The organism is Stappia sp. MMSF_3263 (assembly GCF_030733745.1).
Classification (GTDB): domain Bacteria; phylum Pseudomonadota; class Alphaproteobacteria; order Rhizobiales; family Stappiaceae; genus Stappia.
Genome location: NZ_JASHIK010000017.1, coordinates 1 through 16,825 on the forward strand (window position 1 = coordinate 1; position 16,825 = coordinate 16,825).

16 protein-coding genes are annotated in these 16,825 nt (G+C 66.4%); 10 read left to right on the forward strand and 6 right to left on the reverse strand.

Annotation, left to right across the window (positions count from 1 at the left end; translation table 11 throughout):
* The first annotated feature begins 68 nt into the window (after positions 1-68).
* The 9 genes from RBB46_RS17065 to RBB46_RS17105 are packed head-to-tail and all read left to right on the forward strand — an operon-like array spanning position 69 to position 9,252.
* The gene (locus RBB46_RS17065) at positions 69-1,034 is read left to right on the forward strand and encodes an ABC transporter permease (RefSeq protein WP_306030216.1); all 966 of its coding nucleotides are present in this window, start codon (positions 69-71) and stop codon (positions 1,032-1,034) included.
* A 1-nt stretch (position 1,035) separates the two neighbouring features.
* A complete protein-coding gene (locus RBB46_RS17070; protein WP_306030217.1) occupies positions 1,036-1,911 on the forward strand; it encodes an ABC transporter permease in 876 nt (291 codons plus the stop codon).
* An 11-nt stretch (positions 1,912-1,922) separates the two neighbouring features.
* The gene (locus tag RBB46_RS17075) at positions 1,923-2,909 is read left to right on the forward strand and encodes an ABC transporter ATP-binding protein (protein WP_306030218.1); all 987 of its coding nucleotides are present in this window, start codon (positions 1,923-1,925) and stop codon (positions 2,907-2,909) included.
* Entirely contained in the window at positions 2,906-3,928 is a 1,023-nt protein-coding gene (locus RBB46_RS17080; RefSeq protein ID WP_306030219.1) for an ABC transporter ATP-binding protein, read from the forward strand. Before RBB46_RS17075 ends, RBB46_RS17080 begins: the two co-directional genes overlap by 4 nt.
* Positions 3,925-5,391: an ABC transporter substrate-binding protein gene (locus RBB46_RS17085; protein ID WP_306030220.1), complete on the forward strand. Its 1,467-nt coding sequence runs from the start codon at positions 3,925-3,927 to the stop codon at positions 5,389-5,391. The genes RBB46_RS17080 and RBB46_RS17085 overlap by 4 nt, the downstream gene beginning before the upstream one ends.
* A 9-nt stretch (positions 5,392-5,400) precedes the next feature.
* On the forward strand, positions 5,401-6,876 hold the full coding sequence (locus tag RBB46_RS17090; RefSeq protein ID WP_306030221.1) for an amidohydrolase family protein: 1,476 nt from the start codon (positions 5,401-5,403) through the stop codon (positions 6,874-6,876).
* Positions 6,873-7,532 carry an aspartate/glutamate racemase family protein gene (locus RBB46_RS17095; RefSeq protein ID WP_306030222.1) on the forward strand — a complete coding sequence of 220 codons (660 nt, stop codon included), beginning with the start codon at positions 6,873-6,875 and terminating at the stop codon, positions 7,530-7,532. The genes RBB46_RS17090 and RBB46_RS17095 overlap by 4 nt, the downstream gene beginning before the upstream one ends.
* Positions 7,533-7,552: 20 nt before the next feature.
* Positions 7,553-8,476, forward strand: coding sequence for a dihydrodipicolinate synthase family protein (locus tag RBB46_RS17100; protein WP_306030223.1), 924 nt, complete (start codon positions 7,553-7,555; stop codon positions 8,474-8,476).
* Positions 8,476-9,252, forward strand: a complete 777-nt coding sequence (locus RBB46_RS17105; protein ID WP_306030224.1) for an SDR family oxidoreductase — start codon at positions 8,476-8,478, stop codon at positions 9,250-9,252. The genes RBB46_RS17100 and RBB46_RS17105 overlap by 1 nt, the downstream gene beginning before the upstream one ends.
* Before the next feature lie 165 nt (positions 9,253-9,417).
* Here the strand turns inward: RBB46_RS17105 and hydA are convergent, their stop codons facing one another.
* The 5 genes from hydA to RBB46_RS17130 form a co-directional block, all read right to left on the reverse strand.
* Positions 9,418-10,836, reverse strand: a complete 1,419-nt coding sequence (gene hydA / locus RBB46_RS17110; protein WP_306030225.1) for a dihydropyrimidinase — start codon at positions 10,834-10,836, stop codon at positions 9,418-9,420.
* Entirely contained in the window at positions 10,833-12,116 is a 1,284-nt protein-coding gene (locus RBB46_RS17115) for a cysteine desulfurase-like protein (RefSeq protein ID WP_306030226.1), read from the reverse strand. Before RBB46_RS17115 ends, hydA begins: the two co-directional genes overlap by 4 nt.
* Positions 12,117-12,146: 30 nt before the next feature.
* A complete protein-coding gene (locus RBB46_RS17120) occupies positions 12,147-12,884 on the reverse strand; it encodes an amino acid ABC transporter ATP-binding protein (protein ID WP_306030227.1) in 738 nt (245 codons plus the stop codon).
* Positions 12,884-13,555: an amino acid ABC transporter permease gene (locus RBB46_RS17125; RefSeq protein WP_306030228.1), complete on the reverse strand. Its 672-nt coding sequence runs from the start codon at positions 13,553-13,555 to the stop codon at positions 12,884-12,886. The genes RBB46_RS17120 and RBB46_RS17125 overlap by 1 nt, the downstream gene beginning before the upstream one ends.
* Before the next feature lie 115 nt (positions 13,556-13,670).
* Positions 13,671-14,471: an ABC transporter substrate-binding protein gene (locus RBB46_RS17130; RefSeq protein ID WP_306030229.1), complete on the reverse strand. Its 801-nt coding sequence runs from the start codon at positions 14,469-14,471 to the stop codon at positions 13,671-13,673.
* Positions 14,472-14,650: 179 nt separating this feature from the next.
* Between RBB46_RS17130 and RBB46_RS17135 the strand changes: the two genes are divergently transcribed.
* A complete protein-coding gene (locus tag RBB46_RS17135; RefSeq protein ID WP_306030230.1) occupies positions 14,651-15,355 on the forward strand; it encodes a FadR/GntR family transcriptional regulator in 705 nt (234 codons plus the stop codon).
* Positions 15,356-15,464: 109 nt separating this feature from the next.
* Here the strand turns inward: RBB46_RS17135 and RBB46_RS17140 are convergent, their stop codons facing one another.
* Complete coding sequence (locus RBB46_RS17140; RefSeq protein WP_306030231.1) at positions 15,465-16,784, reverse strand: ferredoxin reductase family protein; 1,320 nt, start codon at positions 16,782-16,784, stop codon at positions 15,465-15,467.
* Positions 16,785-16,825 lie beyond the last annotated feature (41 nt).

The window sequence follows — 16,825 nt, forward strand, 5'->3', positions numbered from 1 at the left end:
CCCCCCCCCCCCCCCCCCCCGCTTCCTGCCCTTTCTCAGGCAGGTAAACCTGCACAGGGACCACGCGCGTGCTCGGCTACACGATCAAACGACTGCTGCAGATGATCTTCGTCCTGTGGATCGTCTCGATCATCGTCTTCCTGATGATGAGCTTCACCGGCGATCCCGTCTTCATGGTGATCCCTATCGATTCCACGGATGCGGAGATCGAACAGGCGCGCCGCATTCTCGGCCTCGACCGCTCGCTCCCCGAGCAGTACCTGATCTTCCTCGAAGGTCTGCTGCGCGGCGATTTCGGCCGTTCCTACGTCTACCGCCAGCCGGCGCTCGACCTGATCCTGGAGCGCCTCCCGGCGACGCTGGAGATCGTCGTCGTGGCGATGGCGATCGCCGCGACGGTGGCGATCCCGCTCGGCGTCTATGCCGGCGCCAATCCGAACCGGCCGGAAAGCCGGGCGATCATGTCCGGCTCGCTTCTGGGCATTTCCCTGCCGAGCTTCTGGGTCGGGATGATGCTGATCTTCATCTTCGCGGTGAACTGGCGCGTCTTCCCCTCTTCCGGACGCGGCGACACCGTCGAGTTTCTCGGCCTCAAGACCTCGCTGCTGACCGCCGATGGCTGGCATCACATCCTGCTGCCCTCGATCACCCTGTCGCTCGGCACGATGGCGATCCTTTTGCGTATCACCCGCGCCGGGATGATGGAGGTGACCCGGCAGGATTTCATGAAATTCGCTCGTGCCAAGGGTGTCTCGCGGCGCGGCGTGCTCTACGGACACGGGCTGCGCAACGCCCTCATTCCCGTCGTCACGATCTTCGGCCTGCAGCTTGGCGACCTGATCGCCTTCGCCACGATCACCGAGACGATCTTCGCCTGGCCCGGCCTCGGCAAGCTGCTGATTGATTCCATTTACCGCGCCGACCGGCCGGTCATCGTGGTCTACCTGATGCTCGTCGCCTTCATCTTCGTGGTGATCAACTTCCTGGTCGACATGGTCTACACGTGGATCGACCCGCGCATTACGGTGAAATAAGATGAGCGCGACCTTCCTTTCTTCCGAATTCTTCCACAATTACAAGCGCAACCTGTCGGCGATCGCCGGCAGTGCGATCCTGCTCGCTTTTACCGTCATTGTCCTGGCCGGACCGCTGTTCGTTGCCCAGAACCCCTATGACGTCGCCCAGCTTGACCTGCTCGACAGCTACAAGCCCCCGGTGTGGCTGGAGGGGGGCGATGCCCGCTTCCTGCTCGGCACCGACGGCCAGGGGCGCGGCGTTCTCGCCGGCATCCTTTACGGTACCCGCGTCTCCGTGATGATCGGCGTCAGCGCGATGGTGATGTCCTGCCTCGTGGGGACGACGCTGGGGCTGCTCGCCGGCTTCTATGGCGGCCGGCTCGACGCGGCGATCATGCGCATCGCCGACATCCAGCTCTCCTTCCCCTCCATGCTCATCGCACTTTTCCTGATGTCCGCCTTCGGCACGGGCATCGACAAGGTGCTGATCGCGCTGACCGCGGTCGGCTGGGTCGTCTACGCAAGGACGGTGCGTGGCTCGACACTGTCCGAGGTGCAAAAGGAATACGTCCAGGCGGCGCGGGTGGCGGGCTTGCGCGACGGCAAGATCATTCGCCGCCACGTGCTGCCCAACGTTCTGACGCCGCTGATTGTCGTGGCGACCGTGCAGGTGGGCTCCTTCATCCTGATCGAGGCAAGCCTGTCCTTCCTCGGCGTTGGCGTGCCGATCACCGAACCCTCGCTCGGGCTTCTGATCAAGAACGGCTTCGACGTGCTGTTCTCCGGCCTTTGGTGGACCTCCGTCTTTCCCGGCCTGTTCATCATGGCGCTGGTTTTCGGCATCAACCTGTTCGGCGACTTCCTGCGCGATGAACTCAACCCGAGGCTGAAGTGATGGCGAACGACATGACAGTGGCCGACGCGCTGCTCAGCGTCGAGGACCTGCGAACCTGGTTCCACACATTCTCCGGCACGGTGAAGGCCGTGAACGGCGTCAGCTTCTCGTTGAAACCGGGCGAGATCATGGGGCTCGTCGGGGAAAGCGGCGGCGGCAAATCCGTCGTCGGCTTCTCGATCCTCGGCCTTATCGACCCGCCGGGACGCATCGAGGGCGGCCGCATCCTGTTCAATGGAGAGGACCTCGTCACGGCCGGCGAGCCGCGCCTGCGCCAGATACGGGGCCGCGACATCGCCATGGTCTTCCAGGACCCGATGACCTCGCTCAACCCGCTGCGGACGGTTGGCGAGCAAATGGACGAGATGCTGCGCCTGCACACGGAGCTGGACGCCCGCGCCCGCCGCGAGCGCTGCATCCGCATGCTGGAGGACGTCGGCATCTCGCGAGCGGCCGAGCGACTCGCCTCCTACCCGCACCAGTTTTCCGGCGGCATGCGCCAGCGCGTCGTCATTGCCATCGCCATGCTGGCGGAACCGAAACTGGTGATCGCCGACGAGCCGACGACAGCGCTCGACGTCACCATCCAGGCCCAGATCCTCAAGCTCATGCGGCATCAGATCCGCGAACACGGAGCCTCGATGGTGCTGGTCACGCACGACCTCGCCGTCGTCTCGGAAATGGCCGACCACATCACCGTTCTTTACTGCGGCAAGGTGGTCGAACGCGGACCGACGGACGATGTCATCCGCCGACCGGCGCATCCCTACACGCGCGGACTGATCGACAGCATCCCGAACCCGGAGCACCGCACCGCGCGGCTCAGCCAGATTCCCGGCGCGGTGCCGGACATCCGCAAGCTGCCGAAGGGCTGCACCTTCCGCGAGCGCTGCCCGCGCGCCGCCGCCATATGTGCCCAGAGCGAACCCGCCCTCACACTTGCCGGCGAGCGGGCCTTTGCCTGCCACTTCCCGCTGCAGGAAGGAGAGATCCGATGACCGCGATGCTGCAGGTGGACGACCTGCGCCAGGAGTTCCGCATCGGCGGATCGATGCTCGACCGGATGCGTTTCACCGACGGCCGGCTGCGATTCCCCGACCGGCGCGTCCAGGCGGTGAACGGGGTGTCCTTCGCCATCGAGCGCGGCGAGGTTCTGGCCCTTGTCGGCGAGAGCGGTTGCGGCAAGTCGACCGTCGCCAAGACCATTGCCCGCATCTATAGGCCGAGCGGCGGGTCGATTCGCATCGACGGAGAAGACATCTCCCGCCATGGCGTGCGCGAGATGCTGCCGGTGCGCGCCAAGATGCAGATGATCTTCCAGGATCCCTTCGCCTCTTTGAACCCGCGCCAGCGGGTACGCGACATTGTCGCGGAACCGCTGCTGGAGCAGACCAAGGGTCGTGCCGCGCGCAGGGAGGTCGCGGACAAGACGCTGGCGCTGCTCGCCCGTGTCGGGCTCAACACGGAACATGCCGGACGCTATCCGCACCAGTTCTCCGGCGGCCAGCGCCAGCGGATCGGCATCGCCCGCGCCCTGTCCGTGAACCCGGGGCTGATCATCGCCGACGAGCCGGTCTCCGCCCTCGACGTCTCGATCCAGGCCCAGATCCTCAACCTGATGATGGACCTGCGGGACGAGTTCGGCCTCGCCTATCTCTTCATCAGCCACGACCTCGCCGTGGTGCATCACATCGCCGACCGGATCGGCGTCATGTATCTTGGCTTTCTCGTCGAGACCGCGCCACGCGACCGGCTCTTCTCGGCTCCGCGCCATCCCTATACGCGCGCGCTGCTGTCCGCCGCGCCCTCCATCGAGAAGACCCGCCCGCGCGAGGAAATCGAACTGTCCGGCGAGGTTCCCTCCGCCCTCGACCTCCCTTCCGGCTGCTGTTTCCGCACCCGCTGCCCGCTCGCCTTCGAGCGCTGCAAGGTGGAGCGACCGACCCTGCGAGACACCGGCGGCGGCCAGCAGGTCGCCTGCCACCTTGTCGACGAACCGGAGCGCGATATCCAATGACCTCCGACCTGTCCGGCGTGGCGACCATCGCCCTGCCCCGCCTGCCGCTTGGCGATCCGCATGACTGCACCGATGCCAATGACGAGTTGAGCCTCTATCTCGCCTTCTACGACACGCTGGTGAAGCGCCGGAACGGGCATTACGTCCCGCATCTGGCGCGCTCCTGGCGCGTTGGCGAGGATGCGCGGAGCTGGACCTTCGAGCTGCGCCCCGGCATCCGTTTCCACGACGGCGCGACCTGCGACGCGGCAGCCGTTGCCGCCTCGCTGCGGCGCATGGCGCGCGAGGACAAAGGCTATACACTCGGTTCGCCAGCGGTCTGGCGGCAATATCTCGGCGATGCCGAGATCGACGCAGACGGGCTGACGCTGCGCATCCACCTCGGCGCACCGGTCGCCGACCTGCTGGACGTACTGGTCCAGGGCTTCATCGTCGCACCGTCGATCTTCGAACGGCTGGACAGCGGCGAGCGCGCGCTTGCCTGCGGCACCGGTCCGTATATCGCGGAAACCTTCGCCACCGGTCTGGTCGGCGCTCGGCGCAATCCCGACTGGTTCGCGGGACAGCCCGCCAATGCGGGTCTGCGCTTCGTGCTCGAACCGGATACCGGCACCCGGCTGGCGATGCTGCTGGACGGGAGGGCGCAGCTTGCCAACACCCTCGATCCGACAGCAGACGGCCCATCCTGCATCGACGGAGTGACATTGCACCGGTTCGCCGCGCCGGTCGCCATCATCTACCTGCTCAACGCTGCCAAGGGCCCGCTCGCCGATGCGCGCGTGCGTCTTGCCTTATCGCTGGCCGTCGACCGCGAGGCACTGATCGGGGCGGTTCTTCCGGGCGCCGCCGACCCGTTGCAGGGCTTCGTCAGTCCAAGGCATTTCGGTGCGGGAACACGACCAGCCGATGGCCCGGACCTTGCCCGCGCGAAAACCCTTCTCGCGGAGGCCGGCCACGGCAACGGCCTCACGCTTGGCCTCGACTGCCCGACACGCCTGCCGGACGAAGCGGAGCGCCTGACGGCGGCGCTCGGGGCGCAGCTTGCGCGTATCGGCATCCGTTTCGACGTACACCTCCACCCGGACCGCGAGGCCTATGCGCACATGGTCCGGCGCAAGGAGATCCGCGATCTCTGCGTCTTCGATTCCAGCCCGATGTCCACCTTCAGGGTGCTTCATGAAAAGATCGATTCCCGTATCGCCGGCGCGTGGTGGCAGGGCTATCGCAACCAGGTCGTGGAAGAGTTGATCGACATCGGCCGGGGCGCGACAGACGATGCGGCGCGCGCCTGCCGGTATCGTGCCGCCTACGAGGAATTGCAGCGCGATCCTCCCTGGCTCACCCTTTACAATCCCCATCGCGTCATCGGGCTGGCCGGGGATCATCCGGACTTCACCCTTCCCGACGACGGCGTCATCGACGTCGCCGACCTGCCCCTGCTTGCCCGGCAGGCCGCCATCTGAGGGATGATCATGACCAAGACACAAGCGGACCTCATCCTCTCCGGCGGCACGGTCATCCCGGTCGACGCCGGTCGGAGGATCATCGAGAACGGCGCGGTCGCCATCGCCGGAGGACGCATTCTCGCCGTCGGAACGGCGGCCGGGATCGAAGCCGCATTTGCGGCCACACGCAGGATCGACACGCGTGGCAAGGCGGTCATTCCGGGTCTTGTCGACGTCCATGCCCATGCCGGGCACGGTTTGATCAAGACCATGGGAATGGACCGGCCGGACCGCTGGGAAGCGATCTGCGGCGAGGTCTACACCACCGGATCGACACCGGACTTCTGGTATGCGGAAGCCAGGCTGGCGGCACTGGAGCGGTTGCGTTTCGGCGTGACCACCGGCGTCTCGCTGCTTGGCGGCGGCGACACGATCATGCGCACGGACGATCCCGCCTACGGTTCAGCGCATGCCAGTGGAGTCCAGGAGGTCGGCACCCGCTCGGTGATCGCGGTCGGCCCGACCCGCGCGCCGCATCCCCTGACCTATGCCAATGGAGGCAAGGACCCTCGCCCCGTCTCCTTCGAAACGCAGCTTGCCACCTCGGCCGAGCTTCTCAGGCGCTGGCATGGGGCAGCGGGCGGGCGCATCCGCGTTGCCCTCCTCTATCCCGTGCTGCGCGACGAACATGAGCGCGACATGTCGCCGGCCGACTACGAGGAAGCGAAGCGCCAGGCGTGCATGACCCGCGCACTGTCGCGGGAAACGGGCGTCCTGTTCACCCAGGACGGTCACAGGGGCGGATCGGTGCTGCGCGCCGAGAAGATGGGGCTGCTGGGACCCGATGCCCTGCTCTCGCATGCGGTCGATCTTTCCGAAGAAGAAATCCGCATCTGCGCGCGCACGCGAACGCGCATTGCCCATAATCCGTCGGCCATAGCCTCGGTCTTCGGGCGCTGCCCGGCCATCGAATTGATGGAGGCCGGGGTCACGGTCGGGCTCGGCTCGGACGCAACCGCGCCCGACAGATCCTCCGACATGTTCCGCCACATGCAGCACGCGATGCACTATCACCGCCGTCACTTCCGTGACGCCGATGTCCTGCCACCGGGCAAGGTGCTGGAGATGGCGACAATCGATGCCGCCGTCGCCCTTGGCATGGATCACGAAATCGGCTCCCTGGAACAGGGCAAGCGCGCCGACGTCGTCATCGTCGACATGAACCGGCCGCATCTGGCACCGCCCAACATGACGGCGCACCGATTGGTCTGCTTCGCCAACGGCAACGATGTCGAGACCGTGATCGTCGACGGCGAGATCTGCCTCGAAAACGGTCGGGCGACACGCGTCGCGGAGACCGAGATCCTGGAGCAGGCCGGTCGTGAGGCGGAGGCGATGATCGAGCGGATCGGCGGGCGCGACGACCTCGCCGTGCCGGCGCATTTCTGGGGCAACCCGCGCGGCCGCACCGCCATCCCGCATCCACCGGAGGCCGGCAAATGACCCTTCACATCCTCAACCCGAATTCCTCGCGCCTTGTCACCGACGGCATCGACGCCGCCGTCGCCCCCATGCGCGCCGTCTCGCCGGTCGAGATCCGCTGCCACCTGCTGCCCGAAGGACCGGCTGGCATCGAGACGCAGGCTCATGTCGATGGCGTCGTCCAGCCATTGCTCGCGCAGGCCGCCGCACTGGAGGCGACGGCTTCGGCGTTCGTCATCGCCTGTTTCTCCGACCCCGGCCTTGCCGCCCTGCGCGAGCAGAGCGCCCGTCCCGTTCTGGGCATCGGCGAAAGCGCCTATCTCACCGCGCTGACGATGGGACAGCGCTTCGGCATCGTCTCGATCAAGCGCGGTTCCGTCGCCCGCCACATCCGCACGCTCGGTGCCATGGGCCTGCTCGACCGCCTTGCCGCCGACCGGCCGCTGGAACTCGGCGTTGCCGAGCTCGCCGAACAGGACCGCACCCGAACGAGGCTGGAGGAGGTGGGCGCGCATCTGCGCGATGCCGACGGCGCCGACGTCCTGGTGCTCGGCTGTGCCGGCATGGCGGGTTACCGCGCGGCCCTTCAATCCACACTGGGCATTCCGGTGATCGATCCATGCCAGGCCGCAACGGCCATGGCGCTGGGACGCATCGCGCTCGCCCGCTGCACATGACACGGAACGGAAAGGACAACATGACCCGATTGAGCGAAGCGGCGCGGGGCGTCTACGTCATCGCGATCACCCCCTTCACGGACAACGGTGCCCTCGATCTCGAAGGCTGCGACCGGATGGTCGATTTCTATCTGGAGGCAGGCGCCACCGGGCTGACGGTCCTCGGCATGATGGGCGAAGCGCCCAAGCTGACGAGCGAGGAGTCCGGGATTGTCGTCAACCGCATCCTCAAGCGCGTTGCCGGGCGCGTGCCGGTCGTTGTCGGCGTGTCCTCCCCGGGCTTTGCCCAGATGCGGGCGCTGACCTTGCAGGTCATGGAGGATGGCGCGGCCGGCGTCATGATCGCACCGCCGGGTTCCCTGCGCACCGACGACCAGATCGTCGCCTATTACGGTCAGGCGGCCGAGGCGATCGGCGACGTGCCCTTCGTGCTGCAGGACTTCCCGCTCGCCACCGGGGTGCAGATGTCGGTGCCGGTGATCTCGCGCATTGTGGCTGACAACCCGACCTGCGTCTGCCTCAAGCACGAGGACTGGCCCGGGCTTGCGAAGATCACCGCGCTGCGCAAGGCCGGCACGCTCGACCGGCGGATCTCGATCCTGTGCGGCAACGGCGGCGTCTTCCTGCCCGAGGAGATGGACCGAGGCGCCGACGGAGCGATGACCGGCTTCGCCTATCCCGAAATGATGGTCCATGTCGTGGATGGACATGCCCGTGGCGACATGGAACGGGCCCGTGACCTGTTCGATGCCTACCTGCCGCTTGCCCGCTTCGAGCAGCAGCCGGGTCTCGGCCTCGCCATTCGCAAATACACTCTCTACAAGCGGGGCATCATCGATGCTCCGGCGCTGCGCAAGCCCGGAGCTGCCCTCGATCCGCTGACACGGGCCGAGGTCGACATGCTGATCGCCCGTCTCGAAAAGCGTCTGAAGGAGTTGAACTGATGGATCTCGGACTGAAGGGCAAGCGCGCCCTCGTGCTTGGAGCAAGCCGTGGCCTTGGCCGCGCGATCGCGGAAACGCTGGCGCGGGAAGGCGCAATCGTCATCGCGGCGGCCCGCAACGACGCGGCCATCGCCGAATGGGCAGCCGCCCTGCCCGGCACCGACGTCACGCCGCTCAGGATCGACCTTGCGGATATCGCCAGCGTCGATGCCGCAGCCGACCGGCTCCTTGCCGACGGCGGTGTCGACATCCTGATCAACAATGCCGGCGGACCGGCTCCGGGCACCGCGCTGGGCTCGCCGCGCGAGGGCTGGATAGGCAATTTCGAGGCGATGGCGGCAAGCCTCTTCCACCTCTCCTCGCGCCTGGTGCCGCCGATGCGCGAGCGCGGCTGGGGCCGGGTGATCACCATCGGCTCCTCCGGCGTCGAGCAGCCGATCCCCAACCTTGCCATGTCGAACGGCATCCGCGCCGCGGTGCTGGCCTGGTCGAAGACGCTGGCGAGCGAGGTCGCCGCCGACGGCGTCACGGTCAACATGGTGGTGCCGGGCCGCATCCACACCGCGCGTGTCGATGAGCTCGATGCCGCGGCCGCCAAGCGCACCGGCAAGAGCGTCGAGGAGATCGCGAAGGCATCGGCCGCCTCGATTCCGGCCGCACGCTACGGCCGGCCCCAGGAATTCGCAGACATGGTCGCCTTCCTGGCGTCGGAACGCGCCTCATATGTCACCGGCAGCCGCGTGCGTGTCGACGGCGGCGCCATCCGAAGCCTCTGACACGGGGCCGGCGCGCGGGGACGGGTCTCCCGCCTTCCGACACCTCCGGCAGGGCAGAAGATCCGGGACCGCCACGCGGTCCCGGATCGCTTCATTGCGCGTGCGGAGTTTCGACAATCTCGTGCAATTCTTCGACAATAGCCACGCGAGATTGTCGAGGTTGCGCTATCCGAAAAGCGCGCTCCGGCCGCGCGCGAGATAGCTGCCCTTGCCCTTCGCCGCAACCAGCTTCCCGTGCTCCACGGCCACCTCGCCGCGCAACAGAACCGTTACGGGCCAACCGGTTACAGCCATTCCCTCATAGGGGGTATAGTCGGCGCCGTGAGCCAGGTCCTCATTGCGGATCGTCCGGGCGCTTGCCGGATCCCACAGCGCAAGGTCGGCGTCGGAGCCGATGGCGATCGTCCCCTTTTTCGGATAGAGGCCGTAAAGCTTCGCATGGTTCGTCGCGGTCAGCGCGACGAAGCGGTTGATGTCGATGCGCCCCTTGGCAACCCCTTCCGAATACAGGATCGGCAGCCGGGTGCCGACACCGGGAATGCCGTTCGGGATCCACCGGAACGAGGCCTTGCCCTTTTCGCTCTTCTTGCCGGCCGGATCGTCGAAGCGGAACGGGCAATGGTCGGAGGAGTAAAGGTCGAAGACGCCGGTTTCCAATCCCTGCCAGCAAGCCTCCTGGCTCGGCTTGTCGCGCGGCGGCGGAGAACAGACATACTTCGCGCCTTCGAAATCCTCCGACTTCAGGTCCTCCGCGGTCAGCACCAGATATTGCGGGCAGGTCTCGCCGGCGATCTTCTGGCCGCGCAGCCGGGCCCGGCCGATCTCCTCCATCGCCTCGCGGTTGGAGACATGGACGATGACCACCGGCGTATCCACGATCTCGGCCAGCGACAGGGCCCGATGCGTCGCCTCCCGCTCGGCCGCCACCGGCCGGCTGGTCGCGTGATGGTAGGGCGCGATGTCCCCGTCCGCCTCGCGCCGTCCGATCAGGTAGCGGATCGCGTCCTCGTTCTCGCAATGAACGAGGACGACCTGCTGTGCCCGACGGGCGGCATCGAGGGTCGCCAGGATCTCGTCGTCGCGCAGCCGCAGTCCCTCGTAGGTCATGAAGACCTTGATCGAGGTATAGCCCTCCTCGGCCAGCGCGGGCATCTCCTGGCCAAGCACCGTCGGGGTCGGATCCGAGACGATCAGGTGGAAGCTTACATCGGTGTAGCAATTTCCGTCCGCCAGCGCGTGATAGGCCTTCAGCGCCGCGCGCAGGCCGACGCCCTTTTCCTGCAGGCAGAACGGCATCACCGTCGTATTGCCCCCGAGCAGGGCCGAGCGCGTGGCGCTCTCGAAATCGTCGGCCATGACGATCCCCTCGCCCGAGGGCTGGGCGATATGGACGTGGCTGTCTATCCCCCCGGGCAGCACGAGAAGCCCGCGTGCGTCGACCTCGCGATGCCCGGCGGCAAAGTCCTTGCCAAGAGCGACGATGCGGCCGTCGCGAATGCCGATGTCGGCGGCGAAGGTGTCGGCGGCCGTCACCACCGTGCCGCCGCGCACCACGGTGTCGAAGATCGCGCCGCTCACGCTCATGCCCCTCTCGCCGAACGCTGTGCCGCCTTCCGGCCGTCGATCACCCTGTCGAGCGCCGCCGTCAGCCGGTCGACTTCCTCAAGCGTGTTGTAGTGGACCATCGAAACCCGCAGCACTCCGCCGGTCTCGGCAAGCCCGAGGTATTCCACCAGGCGGCGCGAGTGGAAGTCGCCGTGGCGGATGGCGATATGCTCGGGATCGATCGCCAGCGACAGGTCTCCCGGAGCCCAGCCGTCGACGGTAAAGGAGATCGTGGGAATGCGCGTCGCACCGCCATCGTTCTGTGCCGCTCCCACGACATGCACGTCGCCCCGGCCCTTCGCCCAGCCGAGCAACCGGTCGACAAGCGTGTTTTCCTGGGCTGTGATCGCTGCAAACGCGGCCTCGACGCACCGGCGCGGCGATGCACCTTCCCCGGCGCCGCTGCGGCGACCGAGTTCCTGAAGGTATTCGACAATTCCGGTGAGCGAATAGGCAAGCTCGTAGCACGGGTTGCCCGCCTCCAGCTTTCCCGGAACGCGGTCCCGGCCGTAGAAGTAGTGGTAGAGGGTGTCCAGTTCCAGCAGGTGGTCGTACCGCCCGTACATCATCGCCAGATGCGGCCCGTAGGTCTTGTACAGGCTGAAGATGTAGTAGTCGGCGCCGAAGGCGCGCACATCCACCGCCCGGTGCGGGGCGTAGGCGACCGCGTCGACACAGATGCGGGCACCGCGCGCATGCACGAAATCGGCGATTTCGCGCACCGGATTGATCTCGCCGAGAATGTTCGACACGTGATGCACGCAGACAAGCCGCGTGCGCTCGCTCATCAAGGGCTCGAGATCGGCAAGCCGCAGCTTCAGGCTGCCCAGATCGAGCGGCCAGATCTTCACGACGATGCCGAATTCACGCAACCGCTCCCAGGGGCCGATGTTGGATTCGTGATCGGCGACCGTCACGACGATCTCGTCGCCTGGCGCCAGCTGGCTGCGCATGGCGTTCGCCAGGTTCTGGGTGAGCACGGTCGTCGAATGGCCGAAGACGATCTCCTCCGCCCGCTCGGCATTGACGAGCAGGCGGCCGGCCTCGCGAGACGCCAGCAGTGCCTCGGCCGCCTTTTGCGACACCTCGTAACTGCCGCCGATCTGGACATTGCGCTCATAGAGGAAGGCGTTGATGCGTTCGACCGCGCCTTTCAGGATCTGCGATCCGCCGGCATTGTCGAAAAACACCCAGCCGTTGTTCAGGCCGGGAAACTGGGCACGGACGAACTCCATGTCCAAGGGGGCATTGGTCAGCATGTCAGGCTCCGGACGGTCTTTGCGTCGTCATCAGTGATTGAGCACGGCACTCAGGAAGTCGCGGGTGCGCGGCTCCCGGGGCGCGTCGAAGATTTCGGCGGGCGTTCCGGTCTCCACGATCCGCCCTCCGTTCATGAAGATCACCCGGTCGGCGACCTGGCGGGCAAAGCCCATCTCGTGGGTGACGATCACCATCGTCACGCCGGTGCCGGCAAGCGCGCGCATGACGTCGAGCACCTCGCCGACCATCTCCGGATCGAGGGCCGATGTCGGCTCGTCGAAGAGCAGGACGCGCGGCTCCATCGCCAGCGCCCGGGCAATCGCGACCCGCTGCTGCTGCCCGCCCGAAAGATGCCCCGGATACTTTTCGGCCTGCTCGGCGATACCGACGCGGGCCAGCAGTTCGCGCGCCTTTTCCTCGGCCCTCGCAGCGGTCATCTTCCTCACCCGCATCGGCGCCAGCATGATGTTGCGCAAGACGCTCATGTGCGGGAACAGGTTGAAGGACTGGAACACCATGCCGACCTCGGCACGCACCTGCGCCAGATGGCGGCCCGGTTCCACCGGAATGCCGTCAACCGTGATGATGCCGCCGGCGGAGTAGCTCTCCAGCAGGTTGATGCAGCGGATGAGGGTCGACTTGCCCGACCCCGACGGCCCGATGACGCAGACGACCTCGCCCTCGGCGATCTCCAGGTCGATCTCCGTCAAGGCCGCGAAGGCACCGTAATGCTTTGACAGATTGCTGATCTTTATGATGCCGGCCATCAGCGTGTCCCCTGTCCCATGCGCCGCTCGAACCGTGACACCAGCGCCACCAGCGGCCAGAGGAAGGCGAGATAGATCAGCGCCGCGCCGATCAGCGGGCTCGGATTGGCGGCAAGCGCCTGCGCCTGCGTCGCCTGCTTGAGCAGATCGGGCATGGCGACGACCGAGGCGAGCGCGGTGTCCTTCATGACATTGATGCAGTTGTTGGTGAGCGGCGGAATGACGATCTTCACCGCCTGCGGCAGGATCACGTCGACCATCATGTCGCGGTAACCGAGACCGAGCGCCCGCGAGGCCTCGAACTGTCCGGCGGGGATCGCCTCGATGCCGGCGCGGAAGATCTCGGCCGTGTAGGCGCCGGAGACAAGCGTCAGCGCGACCACGGCCGAAAGGAACGGCGACAGGCGGATGCCGACGAAGGGCAGCGCGTAATAGACGACGATCAGCAGGACCAGCAGCGGGATCGAGCGGAAGATGTCGATATAGAGCCGCGCCAGCAGGACGACCGGCCGAGGGCCGTAGAGGCGCACGAGGCAGAGAAACAGGCCGAGTGCAAGGCCGGCGACGATGCTGGTCGCCCCGATCTGGATCGTCACCGCAAGCCCCGCGAGGAGCAGCGGGAAGGTGCGGATCAGGATCGGCACATTGAAAAAGGTGTCTAGGAGGTCCATGGGCTTCCCGGAACTGCAAGGGCCTTGGTGGGGCGATACGGGCCGGCCGGAGGGGCCGGAACGACAGGGTCCGGCGGGCGGCGGCCGAAGCCGCGCCCACCGGCCTTTTCCGGGATCAGTCCAGCTTCGGCATGTCCAGGACCTTGACGGTCGAGGTCGTGTCCTCCGGCGTCGCGCCGAACCACTTCTCGTGAAGGGAGGCGATGACACCCTCCTTCTTGAGGGCCGTCAGCACGTCGTTGACCTCGCCCGCCAGCGGCGCGTCCTTGGCGAACATCATCGAGTATTTCTCGCCGGTCTCGATACGCTCGACGACCGCCAGGTTTGGCTTGTCCTTGGTGTAGTAGAGCAGCGCCGGGATATCGCTGACATAGCCGTCGATCCGGCCGGCGGCCAGATCGAGCATCGCCGGTGCCAGCCCCTCGTAGCGGCGGATCTCGGCGAAGCCCTTGGCATCGGTGTTGGCGGTGGCCCACATGTCGCCGGTGGAGCCGGTGTCGACGCCAATCACCTTGCCCTTCATGTCATCGGTCGACTTGAGGCCGCTGGCCGCCGTCACGGTCAGCGACTGGTCGCTGTCATAGTAGGGCTGGGCGAAGGTCACCGATTCCAGGCGCTTCTGCGTGATGGTGATCGACGACACCGCGATGTCGATGCGGCCCGACTGGACAGCGGAGAACAGGCCGTTGAACGGAATGTTCTCGAAGGCAACGGTCTTGCCGAGACGGCTCGCGACCTCGGTGACGAGATCGATCTCGAAACCGACGGTCTTGCCGCTCTCGTCCTGGAACTCCCAGGGCACGTTGCCGATATTCGCGCCGACAGTGAGGTCGGCGGCCAACGAGGAAGCGGCGGGAGCGGCGATGGCGAAAAGGCCGGCGAAAACGGCGGATTTCATGAGCGTGCGGAACTGCATGATTGGTCCTCTGGTGCGATTTTTCTTTATTTGGTCTAACTGGTCTGACCAGTTAGACCAAATAACCCCTATGCAGCGACGGATGCAAGGTGGAAAGTTGCGTTTCACGGGACCCGCTTTGGTCGGGCAGTTCAAAAAACCGTCGCCGAGAGGGCGACAAAAAGGGCGAAAAGAGCGGAATGTTCACCCGGACACCGGTGCCGCAAAGCGTGGCCAGAAAACTCCAGACGATGATTCTGGACGGCGAACTGAAAGCTGGAGAGAAGATCCCCTCGCAGCGCGAACTGTCGGAGCGTTTCGGGATCAGCCGCGCGTCCTTGCGCGAGGCGTTGCTCACGCTGGAGACCGTCGGCCTGGTCAAGACCGAGGCGGGGCGCGGCACGTTCGTCGTCGGCACCTCCCCCTCCTCCTCCAAGACGATGGCCGAGTGGCGCTACTCGCAGGACTACTCGCTGCGTGAGGTATTCGAGACCCGCTTCATGCTGGAGAGCGAGATCGCCGCGCGGGCGGCCGGACGGCTGGGCCGGGAGGATCTCGACCTTCTGGCCAGGCTGACGGACGACATGGAGCGCTCCTGGGCGGGACGCGACTATCTCGCCAACGTGGAAGCGGACCTGCATTTTCACGAGATCATCGCGCGGGGATGCGCCAACCGGATGCTTGGCGAGCTCTACGGCCGGGTCCGCGAGCAACTGACCGAGACCCAGCGGCAGCCGATCCCGATCACCGACCCGGTGCGCATGCAGGCCTCCGTCGGTGAACACCGCCGCCTGGTCGCCGCGCTGGAACGCGGCGATGCCGAGGCCGCCCGAAAGGCGATGGCGGATCATGTCGCCAACACCGCCGCCTGCGCCGGCTATTCGGTCGGGCCCGCGCCTGCCTGAGCCGGGCGCTCACCTCAGGGCGAAAACCAGGATCGCGATGCCGGCAATCGCGTTCAGGGTCCAGTAGAGAGCAAGGATGCGCGCTTTCGACGAGCGCGGTCGGCGCATCTCAGTCATAGCGGAACCTCTCCGACAGGATCTGCGAAGGGGCGACGCCCAGATCGAGCAGCGCCTCCTCGACGGTTTCCATCATCGCCGGCGGCCCGCACAGGACATAGAGCCAGTCCCGGTGACGCGGCTCGGAGAAGAGCCGGCCGACAAGCGCGGCATCGATCATGCCGGTCTCCCCGTTCCAGTCCTCCGGCGGTTCGCTGACCACCTGCACCACTTCCGTGTGGTGGGCGCGGCGCATGCGGGCGAGATCCTCGGTGCAGGCGATTTGCGCCGCTGTCCTGTTGCCGTAGACCAGCCTTGTCGGCCGGGTGTCGCCATCGAGTTCCAGTTGCCGCAGCAGGCCGAGCATCGGGGCGATTCCCACACCGCCGGCGATGAAGGCGATGCCCAGCTCGCGGCGCCCGTCGATCGTCAGGTGGCCATGCGGACCGTCGACATGGGCGCGCGTGCCCGGCGGCACCTCGCCGATCATCCCGGTGGAATCGCCAAGCTCCTTGATGACGAAGCGCAGCAATGGTCCGTCACCGGGCGCGGAGGCGATCGAGAACGGGTTCTCCTTGAGCGAGAAGGCCTGTCCCGACAGGCCGATCCAGGCGAACTGGCCGGCCTTGTAGCGGAGCCCGTCATGACCGTCGGGCGCCAGCACCAGCTCCCAGGTGCGAGCCGCGAGACTGGCGACACGTTCCACACGCCACGGCCGCCGTGTCTTCAGCAGCGGTTTCACCGCATAGACATAGGCAAGTGACAGGATGCTGACCGCCAGCAACCCGCTCCACAGCCCCGCGAGCAGCGGGTCCTGGCTGTAACGGCCCGCATGCAGGGCATGAACCTGCACGAGAACGGCGATCGCGAGAGCGCCCAGGCCATGCACAAGCCGCCAGGTCTCATAGGTCCAGGAGATGCGGTCGCGCCCCATGGACAGCAACACGAAGGCAGGTAGCAGAATGAAGGCGAAGACACCTGCGACGAGGCCTTCCGCCTCGAAGGTCAGCGTCAGCTGGCGGCTCGGATCGTAGGGCAAGGGACGGGCGAAGGGCAGCGTGTAAAGAAAGGGATGGATGAGCGCGAGCGCCAGCGCGGTGCGGGCCAGAAGCTGGTGAAAGCGCATGGTGACGTCGAGGCCGACACGCCCGGAAATGCTCCGAAAGCGGCCAGACAGCACGAACTCCATGAGCAGGATCGCATAGGCGAGAAGACCGGCGGCGGACGCGATCTCGTCCATAACCGGACGAGGCGGCCGCAGGCTTGCCGCGGCCAGAGCCAGCGGCGCCACGGCAACCGCCAGGTAGAGCAGGATCAGCGCCGCGCCCGGCATGCCGTTCTCCCTTTGAGTGCCACCTCATCATAGGCGAGAGG